The 14,454-nt window shown below is 45.2% G+C and carries 11 protein-coding genes; 4 read left to right on the top strand and 7 right to left on the bottom strand.

Going from position 1 to position 14,454, the window contains the following annotated elements; genetic code table 11:
- Positions 1 to 43 precede the first annotated feature (43 nt).
- The gene (locus KHS38_RS20030; protein WP_213490351.1) at positions 44 to 2,677 is read right to left on the bottom strand and encodes a family 78 glycoside hydrolase catalytic domain; all 2,634 of its coding nucleotides are present in this window, start codon (positions 2,675 to 2,677) and stop codon (positions 44 to 46) included.
- A 134-nt stretch (positions 2,678 to 2,811) separates the two neighbouring features.
- Positions 2,812 to 3,198 carry a winged helix-turn-helix transcriptional regulator gene (locus KHS38_RS20025; RefSeq protein WP_249665500.1) on the bottom strand — a complete coding sequence of 129 codons (387 nt, stop codon included), beginning with the start codon at positions 3,196 to 3,198 and terminating at the stop codon, positions 2,812 to 2,814.
- Between the two features lie 186 nt (positions 3,199 to 3,384).
- Here KHS38_RS20025 and KHS38_RS20020 point away from each other — a divergent pair, with 186 nt between their 5' ends.
- Positions 3,385 to 3,987, top strand: coding sequence for an FMN-dependent NADH-azoreductase (locus KHS38_RS20020; RefSeq protein ID WP_213490350.1), 603 nt, complete (start codon positions 3,385 to 3,387; stop codon positions 3,985 to 3,987).
- A gap of 155 nt (positions 3,988 to 4,142) precedes the next feature.
- Here the strand turns inward: KHS38_RS20020 and KHS38_RS20015 are convergent, their stop codons facing one another.
- From KHS38_RS20015 to KHS38_RS20000, 4 genes are all read right to left on the bottom strand, one after another.
- On the bottom strand, positions 4,143 to 4,934 hold the full coding sequence (locus KHS38_RS20015; RefSeq protein ID WP_213490349.1) for an SDR family oxidoreductase: 792 nt from the start codon (positions 4,932 to 4,934) through the stop codon (positions 4,143 to 4,145).
- Between the two features lie 105 nt (positions 4,935 to 5,039).
- Positions 5,040 to 5,618, bottom strand: coding sequence for a TetR/AcrR family transcriptional regulator (locus KHS38_RS20010; RefSeq protein WP_213490348.1), 579 nt, complete (start codon positions 5,616 to 5,618; stop codon positions 5,040 to 5,042).
- Positions 5,619 to 5,806: 188 nt separating this feature from the next.
- Positions 5,807 to 6,808, bottom strand: coding sequence for a zinc-binding metallopeptidase family protein (locus KHS38_RS20005; RefSeq protein ID WP_213490347.1), 1,002 nt, complete (start codon positions 6,806 to 6,808; stop codon positions 5,807 to 5,809).
- Between the two features lie 297 nt (positions 6,809 to 7,105).
- Positions 7,106 to 8,665, bottom strand: coding sequence for a protein adenylyltransferase SelO (locus KHS38_RS20000; protein ID WP_213490346.1), 1,560 nt, complete (start codon positions 8,663 to 8,665; stop codon positions 7,106 to 7,108).
- Between the two features lie 325 nt (positions 8,666 to 8,990).
- On the opposite strand from KHS38_RS20000, the gene KHS38_RS19995 reads away from it, so the two are divergent.
- Both KHS38_RS19995 and ligD read left to right on the top strand, forming a co-directional pair.
- A complete protein-coding gene (locus KHS38_RS19995; RefSeq protein WP_213490345.1) occupies positions 8,991 to 9,368 on the top strand; it encodes a hypothetical protein in 378 nt (125 codons plus the stop codon).
- Positions 9,369 to 9,604: 236 nt separating this feature from the next.
- Positions 9,605 to 11,689 (top strand): DNA ligase D, encoded by a 2,085-nt coding sequence (gene ligD / locus KHS38_RS19990; protein ID WP_213490344.1) that lies wholly within the window; start codon positions 9,605 to 9,607, stop codon positions 11,687 to 11,689.
- A gap of 193 nt (positions 11,690 to 11,882) precedes the next feature.
- Here the strand turns inward: ligD and KHS38_RS19985 are convergent, their stop codons facing one another.
- A complete protein-coding gene (locus tag KHS38_RS19985; RefSeq protein WP_213490343.1) occupies positions 11,883 to 12,977 on the bottom strand; it encodes a sensor histidine kinase in 1,095 nt (364 codons plus the stop codon).
- 673 nt (positions 12,978 to 13,650) lie between these two features.
- Here KHS38_RS19985 and KHS38_RS19980 point away from each other — a divergent pair.
- On the top strand, positions 13,651 to 14,454 hold the full coding sequence (locus KHS38_RS19980) for an alpha/beta fold hydrolase (RefSeq protein ID WP_213490342.1): 804 nt from the start codon (positions 13,651 to 13,653) through the stop codon (positions 14,452 to 14,454).

The following is a 14,454-nucleotide window of genomic DNA, read 5'->3' as shown; positions in this document are numbered from 1 at the left end:
GGCTTTCCCGGGAAGTTATAAATCATTACTTCGTTGAGCCCCCTTAATTGTTATCTGTTTTGCACGAAAAATGGTAATAGCCTGAACCGGTTTCATGTCTGCTTTTATCTGGCATAATTACCGTTGCCGTTGTATTAACCGGAATGTTTACATCCAGGTTAAAATTACCTTTCTCAATCTGCCATGCTGAAGTTACTGTACCATATAAAGTTTCTAATTGGCCAGACGCGCTGGTTAATTTTCCGCCCGGTTGAGGGGTGATCAAAATGGTTTTATAACCAGGCCTGTCTAAGCCGGGGTTGATGCCTGCGATATTTTTGTACATCCAATCTCCAATGGCGCCGTAGGCATAATGGTTGAAAGAATTCATGCCCGGTGTCTGAAAACGGCCATCCGGTTTCAGTCCGTCCCACCTTTCCCATATAGTGGTGGCACCCATTTTAACCGGGTACAGCCACGATGGGTAGCTTTCCTGCATCAGCAGATCATAAGCAACGTCGGTATAACCGTACCGGCTCAGCACATGGCATAGGTAAGGGGTACCTAAAAAGCCGGTGGTGAGGTGGTTCCCATAATCACGAACGTTGGCCACCAGCCGTTCGGCTGCCTGTTGCCTTAATGGTTCCGGAAGCATATCAAATTGCAGGGCCAGCACATAGGCTGTTTGCGTGTTGGATACGAGCCTGCCATTAGCCGTCAGGTATTCCCGCACATAGGCATCTTTTATTTTTTGCAGCAAGGCGGTGTATTTTTGGGTATCATCGGTTTTACCCAGTACACCGGCTGCCTGGGCAAGCAGGTGAGTAGAATGTGCGTAAAAGCATTGGGCAATCATGTGCTTATCTGTAACCGCAGCCCTGCCGTCATTATCATCATCGGGGCGGTAAAAAAGCCAGTCGCCAAAGTGCGAACCGGTGTTCCAAAGGTTGTTTTTAGCTGATGCCGTTATATAATCCACCCAGCCCTTCATACTACTGTATTGCGTTTGCAGTATTTGCTTATCGCCATAAACGGAATACATACCCCAGGGTATAATAGTGGCCACATCGCCCCATCCGGCCGAGCCGGCATCGGATGCGTTTAATACGTTGGGTACAACAAAGGGTATACTGCCGTTCGGCAGCTGATCAGCCTCTACATCCCTGAGCCATTTAGTGAAAAAGCCGGCAACATTCATGTTATAAGCTGCCGTGTTAAAAAATACCTGTGCATCGCCCGTCCAGCCCAAGCGCTCATCCCGTTGAGGGCAATCAGTGGGTAGGTCTACAAAATTGCCTTTTTGCCCCCATTCTATGTTATGTTGCAGCTGGTTTAGTAAAGCATTTGAGGTGCTGAGCTTGCCTGTTGTGGCCATGTCCGAATATAAGGCAACAGCCGTCAGGTCATCAGCTTTTAACGTTCCCGGATAACCTTCTACCTTTACATACCGAAAACCTTGAAATGTAAAATGCGGCTCGAAAGTTTGTTCAGTGCCCGGTTTTAGGATATAGGTATTTTGCTGCCTGGCCGAACGCAGGTTCTCGGTGTAAAAGTTGCCAGCCTTGTCTAATACTTCAGCATGGCTCAGCGTTATTTTGGCGCCGGCAGGGCCCTGTGCCTTTAAAACCACCCAGCCCACCAAGTTCTGGCCAAAATCAACCACTTGTTCGCCCGCTGGCGTAGTGAAGATTTTCACCGGTTTAAAAACTTCATGCTTTTTTACCGGCGGCCCGCTCATGCTTACTAACTCTTCAGCCCCTTTCTCTGCCACGGCTGTATTTTTCCAGGTCGCATCTTCCCGGTAAGCTGCAGCGTCCCAGCCTGTTTTTTCCAAACGTGCATCATAAATCTCACCATCGTATATACTGGATGCCAGTATGGCGCCATAGGCATACTTCCAGCTGTTATCGGTTATCACAACTTCTTTGGATCCGTCGGTATAAACGATCTGCATTTGCATCAGTGCCGCCCGTGTGTTGCCATAAAAGTCATGGCGGTCATTGAACGCTACCCGACCTTTATACCAGCCATCGCCCATCATAATACCCATCACATTGCTGCCTTTGGTTAAACTGGCTGTTACGTCATACACTTGGTATTGCAGGCGCTTGTTATAACTGGTCCAGCCGGGTGCCAGGTAGTTGTTGCTTATCCGTTTGCCATTTAAACGGGCCTCATAAAGGCCCTTAGCTGTTATATAGAGCGTAGCAGATTTAACTTCTTTCTTTAAAGAAAAATCCTTTCTGAAAAGCGGACTTTTACTGGAACTATCCGTTCCGGATACCGTTACCCATTTGGCTACCCAATCGCCGGGTGCAATACCCGTCCGGAAAAATTGCCTGGCAGACCACCCGGATGTATGGCCATGATTGTCTGAAACCCTTACCTGCCAGCTGTAGGGCGTACCCGCCTTAAGCGCAGGTTGCGGACAAGCAACCAGTACAGATTGATCGGTTACGGCATGAAAAATCTTATCGCCTATTTTCAGGTCGTAAGCTTGTTGAACCGTATTTTGTTGATTTGACTTAATTTTCCAGCTAAACCGTGGGCTGAGGCTTTCGGTGCTTAGCGGATTTGTTTGATAATCAACGGTCAGATCGTAAACCGAAAGTTTTTGGGCGGCTGCGTGCTGGCTCGTGGCAAAATGTAACAGTACAGTAAATACAACCGCCATGCGGTTAGCATAAAAAAGGTTCATGAGAGGCAGTTAGGTTATTGGTATTGATTAGGTTAACAATTATCGGAATAATTTTTCGACAATGTAATACCTTAACTCAACTGGTTATGTACGTCTGGAGAGATAAAAGGTAGGCCTTACGGCAAAAGTAAACGCTATTGCGCAAGCGGCTTTTTCATGCTCTTTTTAATCTTTTCGCGGTGCTGTTCGCCCCACAAGCTCAACTCATGTAAAACATTCTTTAATGTGAGGCTATGTTCGGTTGCTTCATAAATGATGGTTACCGGCGTGGTTGCGTATACATTGCGCTTCACGAATTCATTCAGTTCTAAATCCTTCAACTCCTTGGCCAAAATCTTGGGAGAGATGCCGCTTACATCATGTTGAATTTCATTAAACCTTTTTGGAGAGTGTACCAGGCTCAAAATTAAAGGCAATTTCCATTTGCCGCCAAGCACATACAAGGCATCCAGTACGTTATTGAGCGAGCTGGCACATTCTTGTTTATCGGGAAGGGTTTCTGTATCCTGAAATAGCATCATGCACAAAGCTACGTACTTTCCTGAAGGTAAGCGCTTTCCTTTGGGTAAGTACTATCTTTTTGGTAGTGCGTTCGGATACCTTTGCTTGTAGGAATTGCGGGAGTTGCGTAAGTGGGGTTTAAACATCAGTGCTTTATATATTCATGCTCCCTGCCATTCCGAAATATTCACATTTAATCAAAGTTTATGAAACGTATTCTGCATTTAATTTCTACCATTCAGGGAAATGAGTCTTACAGCCTTAAGCTCGGCAAAGCCATTGTTGAGAAGGTAATCGAAAAGTACCCCGGCAGCACCGTTGAAGAGGTGGACCTAAACAATCTGGATATTCCGCATCTGAATCCTAAAATGCTCCAGGCCATGTTTACGCCCGGCGACCAGTTGACGCCCGAAGCCAAAGAGTCGTTGCGCTACTCGGACGAGGCGGTTAAACAATTAATGGCATCCGATATTGTCGTTATCGGCGCTCCGCTTTATAACTTTACTGTTCCAACAACGCTTAAATCCTGGATTGATCATATCACCAGGGCCGGCATTACCTTCCGGTATGGCGAAAATGGGCCTATCGGCATGGTTACCGGTAAAAAGGTATATGTGGCTATGTCATCCGGTGGCATCTATTCAGAAGGGCCATCTCAGGGCAACGATTTTGTAGCGCCTTTCCTGAAAGCGTTCCTAGGCTTTTTAGGTATGACAGATCTTGCGGTTTTCCGGGCGGAAGGTGTTAAAGTTCCGGGCGTTAAAGAGCATGCCTTGGAAAAAGGCATTGCCAGCATACATATCGATTAATTATGCATTGCCGCCTTGCACAGCTACAGCGTAATAAAAATGTGATTTCATGAGCCGGGCTTGCTTTCCTGATTTCCATTCGCCAGTGCGCTAAAAGGTAGGTAGGAGTTTTATTAAGCTAACTCCTGCCTGCCTTTTTATTGGAATTAATATATTTAAACTACCGGAAGCGACCCGCCGTCGATAGCGTAGATGGTGCCGGTTAGGTAGGCGGCTGCTGGCGAAACCAGGTAATGTACCAGCGATGCAACTTCTTCCGGTTCGGCCATTCTGCCCATTGGTATGCCGCCTGTCTGGATCAGCAATTGCGCTAATGCTTCGTCAACGGTTAGGCCTGCAGATGCGGCATAATCTGCAATAAACTTCTCCATTGGTGGTGTTTTGGTTGCTCCGGGCGCTACCGTGAGCACACGTATGCCCTTACCGGCCATTTCTGTTGCCAATGATTTGCTGTAACTGTTTAAAGCCGCTTTAGAAACCGCATAAGCCATGTTAAGGTTCCATAAGGGCTGTTTGGCAGCAACTGAGGAGATATGAATAATTACGCCGCTTTGCTGTTCAAGCATTTGAGGCAAAAAGATTCTGTCCAGGCGAATTGCCGACAACAGGTTCAATTGTAGTTCTTGCTCCCAATGCTCGTCGGTTAAGGTGCTGAAACCGCCTGGAGGCGTGGTAAGTCCGCCTACATTATTGATCAAAATGTCAATACCGTCAAACTTCTCGTTAACCTCCTGCGCCATATCCAGAACCTGCTGAGCGTTTGTTAAATCGGCAGGAATGAAATGATGTTGTAGGTTTGAATCACCGGGGTGATTTCTGGCCGTAACAATGACCTGGGCACCAGCCTGTGCCAGTTCATCTGCAATGGCTCTGCCAATGCCTTTGGTTCCGCCGGTTACCAGCGCTCTTTTACCCTGCAGGTCTGTGTGGATTTGTTTGTTTTCCATGTTGTTGTAATTAATAATTCTGAATTGTTTGTTTCAAAATAATTGCTGTGTATATACTTATTGTGATAATTCTGAAATGGATGTTTCAAAAAAGCGTAAAAAATTTTACTTCGAAATCTGCCTTATAAAATATTGGGCCATCTTCGAAATCTTGGCCGCATCTCTATGCAGAATGTAGGATTCATACCAGCCTGTCCAAGTGCTTAGAAAATAATCGGCAAGCAGTTCCGGGTCTTCTTCTTTCGGTATTTCGCCTGCCTGTATAGCTTTATTAATCAGGGTGTATAAAAACTGGTAGGTATAATTGCTGTCTGCCTTAAGGATGTCCTTCACTCTTTGATCGTTAGTAGCAACCTCAAATGCTGTTTTAACAGCCATGCAGCTGTGCTCTTCGCTAATGATTACCTTAACTGCATCATTAATGTAAGTTACCAGGATAGCAAGCGGCGATGCGTTACTTTCCAGCCGTTGGTCAAGGTCCTTCTTCCGGATATCTATATAGTGTTTAACACAGCGCACAAATAGTTCGTGCTTATCGCCGATGGTATTGTAAAGGCTGCTGCTGTTGATTTTCATGGCCTCAGTCAAGTCGCGAAGCGAAGCGCCATTATAACCCTTCTCCCAAAAAACTTCCATAGCTTTTTGGATGGCTTCCGCTTCATTGAACTCAACATTTCTTGCCATTTGTAATACTTTCCACAAACATAAAAGGATTCTGAAGCAGTTGTTTCAGATAGAAGTCATTTTTAATAACAATGGTTTAGGTATCTTACGGGTGATAGTTCATTCATTGCTTAGACAAAAATAAAAGTTGCTTGTGCGATGAACATACCTGTATGTAAAAAGGCGGTCTTACTCAGACCGCCTTTTTATTATAATTCGCTTTTTAAACCAGTTTTTAACTGGCCCAAAAACTCAGTTGCACTGCGGGCTGTGCCCGAGGTGGGCTCCTTAACGGCGCATCCCATTTCTACAAAGTTGTATACATCTGCCATTTGCCATATCGCTGCGCCGCTCATAGCAGGATAGTCTTGCTTGAAACCTTTCAGTTGAGCCCTGATCTCCGCTACCGACTTACTCCCTTTATAACTGCCACAGGTGCTGAACGATCCGCGTACCATAAATATGGGGTATATAGGCTGCGTCGGTTTTAGAGCTTCTACCCAGTCTTTAATTTCGTTGCGCACCCCGCCGTCGTAACACTGTAAATACAAGGCATCTACAACTTTGGCGTCAGATGCTTTCAGTATATCCTGCCAATACGTATAGCCTTTAAAAGGGCACAGCGTCATGTGCATATTTAGCCTGGCGGCAATTTTGCCCATCGCAATGATAGATGGGCTATCGTATACAGATTCATCATCGATGCAAAATGCGTCGGCGCCCAGCACTTCTTTCAATACCCTGCAAATATTATACAACGTGCTTTGTTCGCCAGTGCCAGTTACAATGCCTGGTACCGATTTAGAGTCATCGTACCAGTCGCGTATAAAATCGAACGTGTTGGGTGGCTGGCCATACCAACGGCCTTCCAACAGTATTTCAATACGTGAAATGGAAGATTTCTTTTTCAGGTTTCTGACCCTTTTTACATAAGCCGAGTCGCCTACCCACTTGCCGTTATGAACAATGGGTTGGCGTGAGTCGCCGGAGTACAGGTCGCCATCGGCATGGATGTAAAAGCTGGAAAGCAGCAGGGTTGTAAACCCGCTTTGTTTTAGCAACTGGTAAGTTTTATCATCTCCGGGGTAAGAGCCTCTGGCAAACATAGCCAGATTTTTGGCAGGCAAAGCCGCCGCCGGTGCATAGGTTTTTTGTGCCGAACAAAAAAGGGAACTGGCCGCTAAACAGACAAAGAGAAAAAAGGCTTTCATGCAATGATCAATAAATTAGAATGGCTCAAGTTAAGCACAAGTTGGCCGTAAATTTACTTGTACCATAAACTTTACATATTGCACAGCATTTGTGCCAGTCCCTCCTGTTAGCGCTGGTAGGTAATTGGTTATTTAAACGCGAAAGCTGTCCATACAAGCACACATTTTGAGCAGTTAGGCTCTTCAAACTAATTGTGGAGCAGGTTCCTCCCGTACATTCACACACGTAATGTTCGGCAACAGGCACAATTTGATTTACAGTGGTTTAAAAATCCTTATAGCTTAAGGGCTTTACCATCATGAACTGCAGGATAGCATAGAGCAGCCTGCCTGCTCCGCGGCCCAGCCGGGTCTGATCTCAAAAAACTCGTCAAAGCGTTTGGCGTAGGGATCTTTAATAGCTTCCTGCAATTTCAAAAAAAGTTCGTTTTTGCCTTTCTCCAATTCTTCAATAGCCTGATGCAGCAGGTAATTCCTTAAAATAAACCTTGGGTTGCTGCGTCGCATTAGTGTTTGAACATCATCTTCGGTGCAAGTGTTTGCCTTTCTACGGATTTGATACCTGTTGATAACACCTTGGAGTTGCATACCTTGATCAGATGTAAGCTCATCATATAAACTATCCTGAAAGTGTGCAGTGATATCGCTTTCAGACTTTGCGTCGAGCGGCAGCTCAATGAGCAGTTGATAAAATATTGTCATATCCGGCTGTATGGCGGATAGCACCTTTTCGAATTCCTGGAAAAGGTAAACATCTTCATCTCGTACCTGGTCTAAGCCCAGCTTACCGGCCATCATGGCGTAATACTTTGCCCAGTAATGATCCTCATATGTTTTAAGCACTTCGGCTAACTGGTCAGCATCCGAAAATAAGGGAACCAGGGCATTGGATAAACAGCTTAAGTTCCAGTAAGCGATATTCGCCTGCTGGCCAAAAGCATAGCGCCTGCCAGGCAGATCAGTGGTATTGGGCGTAAAATCCGGGGCATAATTATCCAGGAAAGAAAAAGGGCCATAGTCGATCGTCAAGCCCAGTACAGACATATTATCGGTGTTCATTACGCCATGTACAAAACCAACCCGTAACCACTCCACAATCATGGTGGCTGTGCGCTCTACCACTTCACCGAACCACTTTAGCACCTTATCGTCACCACTAATATGTGGATAGTAGCGGTCAATTGTCCAGTTAACCAGGTTTGTCAGGTTATCAATTTCATTCCGGGCCCTAAGCATTTCAAAGCTTCCAAACCGCAAAAAGCTTGGTGCAGTGCGGCATACAATAGCGCCGGGTTCGTAGGCCGGCCTGCCATCATAAAACATATCTCTGACTACCTGATCGCCAGTGGCCACGAGGCTGAGCGCCCTGGTAGTGGGCACACCCAGGTAATGCATGGCCTCGCTCATTAAGTACTCCCTTACCGAGGAACGTAAAACGGCACGTCCATCTGCCCTGCGGGAGTATGCTGTACGCCCAGCGCCTTTCAACTGAAGTTCCCACTTGTTTTTATCAGGAGCTTCCCATTCACCTAAACAGATGGCGCGGCCATCGCCCAGTTGCCCGGCCCAGTTACCGAACTGATGGCCCGCATAACACAAAGCATACGGCTGCATGGATGGTGTCACCAGGTTGCCACCCAGTATATTAACGTCTGCTTCGTTTGGCTTTTCGAGGCCCAATTCTGCTGCAAGGTCGTCTGACCAGGCCAGCAGCTTCGGCTCATTCACTGGTGTAGGCAGGGCTTTACTATACAAAACGCCTGGTGTTTGCCGCGGTGTCAGGTTCCCGCTTTGGTCGCCTGGAAAAGTATTTGTGAAATCATACTGAAAAACGTCCGAACTTAAATGCTGTTTCATGGGATGACAAAGATACAACAGCAGCTAAGTTCATGCCATAGCTCCGAACAAGTTACCCTGATAACGAACATGACCTGCAGATTATCAATTTGGAGCTGAGGATTTTTGAAACGGGATTACCTGCCTTCAATAAGTCATTTCAATGGCTATTAGAAGCCTTATCGGCGTAAAAACATTCGGGTTCCAAACGATACAAATTAACCAGTATGCAATAGGAACTGACAAATTAGCCACCGCTTTTCAAAGGCTAACCATGGTTAATATCGACTTCGTTTTAACAATTTCATCGTAAGTAGGTTAAGCAGATAATAAGTACTATATAGTTATGAAAAAACGCAGCTACAAAATAACATGCAGCCTCAAAGAAGGCTATTCGCCTGAAGGAAAGCTTTTTGAAATAAGTAAAGCGGAAACGGTGATCAAAGAGTGGATGGAGCAGCGGTTAAAAGAGCAGCACCCCATTGTTACCGGCCTGTTACAGCAAGGCACGCTGTTCTTCCCGGCAGTAGCCAAAGATGAAAAAAGCTTGGTTACCGTTTCGCCGACAGCCATCTTTACCGGCGAATTATCCTCGCCGGAAGACATGCAGCGACATGATCAAGAGGTTAGAGAAACGCTCGAATCCTTAAGCCTTCAACTTAAAGAAAAACTGAAGCAGGAGTCTGTATTTATTATCTATCTTGACGAAAACTGGTGGGTGTGACCAAACCTATCAGGTCGCCCGCATGCAAGTTTTCCACACTCTGTGCTAACAGCAAACCATTAACACTTTCTTGCTGTTGAAAAACAACCAACAATAGCGTAATGGATAGCAAACATAATATTGGCCGCCCTGGCCGTAAGAGATTTGGTTAAAAGGTAGAAGAGTACCAAAATAACAACGGATCAAAATAAGCCTGTTTTAATTCTGCCACTTCACTTTTAAAAAGCTGCCCTATCATGAAGAAAAAAGCTGATCAAATTAAAGACATTACCGAATCCAATACTCATTTAGAACAGGATGTGGATACCGCCGCGTTACTGAAAGCAGCGCCGGAATCACCAATGCCCGAGTGCATAAAACCGATGCTGGCCACGTTGGTTGATGCTCCTTTTGACGACCCGGACTGGCAGTATGAAGTTAAATGGGATGGTTTCCGCACCCTGGCTTATGTTCAGAGCGGTAAAGCAGACCTGCTTTCCCGTAAAAATAAAAGTTTTAGTGAGAAGTACTATCCTATTCATGAGCTGCTGAAAAGCTGGAAGCTGAATGTGGTGCTGGATGGCGAAATATTAGTACTCAATGAAAGTGGCGTATCCAAGTTTAGCTCTCTGCAAAACTGGCGTAGCGAGGCGGATGGTGCGCTGGTATATTATGTTTTTGATTTGCTTTGGTACGAAGGCAAGGACTTGATGGAATTGCCCCTTTACCAGCGTCAGGCTATACTGAAAGATATTTTGCCTAAGGATGATGACCGGGTCCGCATTGGGCAGGTATTTACCGAAAAGGGAACCGCTTTTTTTAAAGATGCTGAAAAGCTGGAGCTGGAAGGCATCATGGCCAAACGCAGAAGCAGCACCTATACGCCCGATCTGCGTTCAAATGAATGGCTCAAAATTAAAGTACACCAGCGGCAGGAAGCAATCATTGCCGGCTACACTAAGAATGAGGGTACAAATAAGCTGTTCAGCTCCCTCCTGTTGGGCGTTTACGAAAAGGGCGAGATGCAGTTTGTAGGCAAAGTAGGTACAGGTTTCACCAAAAAAGTACAGGAAGAGCTCATTAATGCCTTTAAGCCCTATATTACCGAAAAGAGTGCGTTTAAAGTAATTCCTGACATTAATAAGCCGTCACGCTTCCGGCCAAATCCGCCTAAAGCCGATGTGACCTGGCTTCGGCCCGAGCTGATCTGTGAAGTGGCCTACGTCGAAATGACCAGTGACGGCGTTTTCCGTCAACCCTCTTTTCAAGGTATGCGTTCTGATAAAAAAGCTTCAGAAATTGTGCGCGAGGTGGCCAGGCACAGCCCTAAAGCCGCGAAAGCAGCACCGCTCCAAGCCGACGAAGCTTTTGCAGGCGCGCTGAAACCGCCAAAAGTAAGGGACCGGGCCACCTTGGTGAATCCTAAGGATGACAGCCAGGTACGGCCGGTTTGCGGGCATGATATCAAGTTTGCCAACCTCGGCAAGTTGTACTGGCCGGAAGAACAGGTGAGCAAGCGTGATATGCTGAATTTTTATTATCAGATTGCCGATTATATCCTGCCCTATTTGAAGGACCGTCCGCTTTCCTTGAACCGGTTCCCAAATGGTATTCATGGCAAGAGCTTTTACCAAAAGGATGTAAAGGGCAAAGCGCCTGACTGGGCAGAAACTTTCCCCTACACCACCAGCGATGGCAAGCACAAGGAATTTTTAGTAGGCAATAACGAAGATACTTTGTTGTGGGCAGCAACTTCTGGCTGCATTGAAATGAACCCTTGGTTTAGCCGCACGCATGCGCCCGATAACCCGGATTATTGTGTGATTGACCTGGACCCCGATCAGAATACTTTCGAACAGGTGATTGAAGCTGCCATTGAGGTGCGTAAAGTTCTGGATGCGCTAGGTGTTCCTACCTATCCTAAAACATCAGGCTCAACCGGCCTGCATATTTACATTCCACTCGGTGCCAAATACACCTATGATGAATCGCAGAACTTTGCGCGTAAGCTGGTTCATATAGTCAATGAGCAGTTGCCTGAGTTTACCACGGTAGAACGTTTTATTGAAAACCGGGGTGGCAAAATGTACCTTGATTTTTTACAGAACCGCCCCGGCGCTACCATAGCCGGTCCCTATTCGTTGCGACCTAAGCCGGGCGCCACGGTGTCTATGCCCCTGCATTGGGATGAAGTTAAACCCGGACTGACTATGAAAGATTTTACCATTTTCAACGCAGTGAACCGGCTGAAAATGGAAGGCGATTTATTTAAACCCATATTAGGCAAAGGGATTGATTTGGAAAAGGTGCTAAACAAAGCAAACAGTCAGTTCGGGAAATAGCTATGGCGCTTGCCCGGATCTGCTAATGAAGTAGATCCGGGAAGCTTTACGCTATAAATAACCTTCATGCATAATAAGGATAAATAGGCCTGCTATTGTCAAGAACGATTAAAAGGCTATTTGTCTGTCACTGAAAGACTGAAAAGGCGGCCTAAGGAAAGAGCTAGTGCGCACATATCACATTCTGCGTCATTCAAGGTTTAAAGAAGATGGTAAACCTTGTACCTTCATCCGGCCGGCTTTCGATTGTAATGCTCCCGCCTTGAGATTCTACCTGCGTTTTTACCAAAAATAGGCCTACACCATGCGAATCCTGACGGTGAGTAAACGTTTTATATAGGCCAAAAATCTGATCGCCATAACGGTCGAGGTCAATACCGATACCGTTATCCTCATACGTTAGCACATTGCAGTGCCTGTCCTCATCATAAAAAGCAGCAATATGAATCAAGGGGCGCTCCGTTGCCCGCTTATACTTGAGTGAATTGCTGATCAGATTCGTTAATAAACTTTCAAAATATATTTTAGGAAAATTAATCTCAGCAATATCATAAGCCAGTACAACCTCTGCTTTCAGATAATTAAGGTCCATGGCCAATATTTTTAGCACCTCAGCGGTGGCCGCCTCTAACGGAATCCTGTCAGATTCGATAACCCGCTCGCGTATTTTAATGGCTTCAGAAAGGTCGTTTATTGTTCCTGTGAGCTTTTGAGAAACTTTCTCCAGCTTTAGAACGAGTTCAATATTACCTGCGCCCAAAGTTTCACGATCCAGAAAGCTGGTTAGCATCGCAATATTATTGGCATGGTTTCGCAGATTGTGTGTCAAAATATGATTAAAGCTCTTCAACTGCTGGTTCTGCTGAGTTAGCAGGCTCACACTACGCGACAGGGCAGCTTCGCGATCATGTATCTTCTGCTCTCTGATTTTTATTTCGGTCACATCGCGGGCTATACCGTAGATCAAGTCATTTTCTTCTGACCAAAATGAGCTCCAGGACAGATACACGTAGGTGCCGTTTTTGTGCCTGCATCGGTTTACAAAGTTTCGGGCTGGTATACCGGATAAAATTTCCTCAGCCTTAGCGGCTGCGAGTTCACTGTCATCCGGATGAACAAAATCAGCAAAGTTTCGGCCCAGTACTTCTCCTATCTTATAACCTAAAATATCTTCAACAGCATTGCTCATGCTAACAAAGCAGCCTTCTTGGTTCACTGTACAGATCATATCCAACGAATACGCCATAATATTCTGGATATAGCTAAAGTCTTTTAACTCCTCAATCATTACCTGTCTTCTAAAAGGGTGTATGCGTTTGAACGATATTCTCCGGTTGCTCTTAATTATTTTTACAAGAAAGGTACCACAGTCTAAGCATTTAAACGGAAGTACTTACGAAAGGGTTATCAATTCATTGAGTACTTATTGTTAAAAGTAGAATATGCCATAGATTTACAACTATTTACTAATAAGATCCGAACTATCTTAATAGGTATCGAAAGTTGTCTATAAAGTAATTATCAGGCGTACGGCATAACTATTCTATAAGCCGTTATGCTAAGTCAGCTAAGAGGGTGGGTGCAAAGGGGAAAAGTTTTCACAGTTTGGACAAATAAAGCCTCCATAGCAGCTAAACACAGATATAGTCAGGAAAAGATTATACCTTGTGCCCATAAGTACCTGATCAAAAAAACTTAGAAATAACCTTATCATGACCACTGTAAAACATATGCCAGCTTATCACCGTAAAATATTACTTTACCAGGCAAAATAATTGTTTATCGAAAAGGCGACAAGTGCCTTTGGTCAATCCATATTGGTATTCTTTCCATGAATTTGGATAATGGTTCCAATATCTTTAAACTATAGGGAATTGCTACACCAAATCGTCAGGAAGGGAAAAGAAAGCCCATTTGGCCAACAAACTTAATAATTACGAAAATATTAGCAGGTGCTTCAAATGAGTAATGATATATTGAGAAGAAATAACGTACATGTAGAAGGGAACATAGAAAGACCTGAAACGATCGTTTTTGCACACGGATTTGGTTCAGATCAGACAGCCTGGAGGGGCGTTAAGCCCGCTTTTGAAAGCAGTTATAGGCTCGTTTTATTTGACAATGCCGGTGCGGGTCAGGCGGCCCCGTTATCTTACTCTCCTGCTAAATACCGCTCTCTGCAAGGCTATGCGTTAGATCTTTTAGAGATTGCCAATACATTGAATTTACGTAATGCCATATTTGTAGGCCATTCTGTTAGCGCAATGATTGGTCTGTTGTCTTCGATTAGTGCGCATGATGTGTTTTCCAAGCTTATCTTAATCGGTGCTTCACCCAGATATTTGAATGATGCCGGGTACTGCGGTGGGTTTAGCAAGCAGGATCTGGAGTCTCTTTATACGCAAATGACAGACGGCTATCTGCAGTGGGCAAGCGGATTTTCCAAACTTGCCATGGCCAATCATCACAACCCTGATCTTGCAGCCAGCTTTTCGAAAAGCTTAAGTGCTTTAAGACCAGACACTGCGCTGCAAGTGGCAAAGTCTATTTTCGAATCAGACTTTCGCAGTATATTACCTCAGGTAAATCGAGAGGTGCTGCTGATCCGATCCCAGACGGATACCGTTGTGCCTGAAGAGGTTTCCATCTATCTTAACCAGCATATTAGAAATAGCCGCCTGGTAACAGTAGATGCAGAAGGACACTTTCCGCATATGAGTGCACCTCAGGAGATCATAAAAGCAATTCGGGAATTCATCAAGTAG

The sequence above is a fragment of the Mucilaginibacter sp. Bleaf8 genome, assembly GCF_018390515.1.
Taxonomy (GTDB): domain Bacteria; phylum Bacteroidota; class Bacteroidia; order Sphingobacteriales; family Sphingobacteriaceae; genus Mucilaginibacter.
Note: the sequence above shows the minus strand (reverse complement) of the source record. Positions and strands in the feature narration are given on the sequence as shown.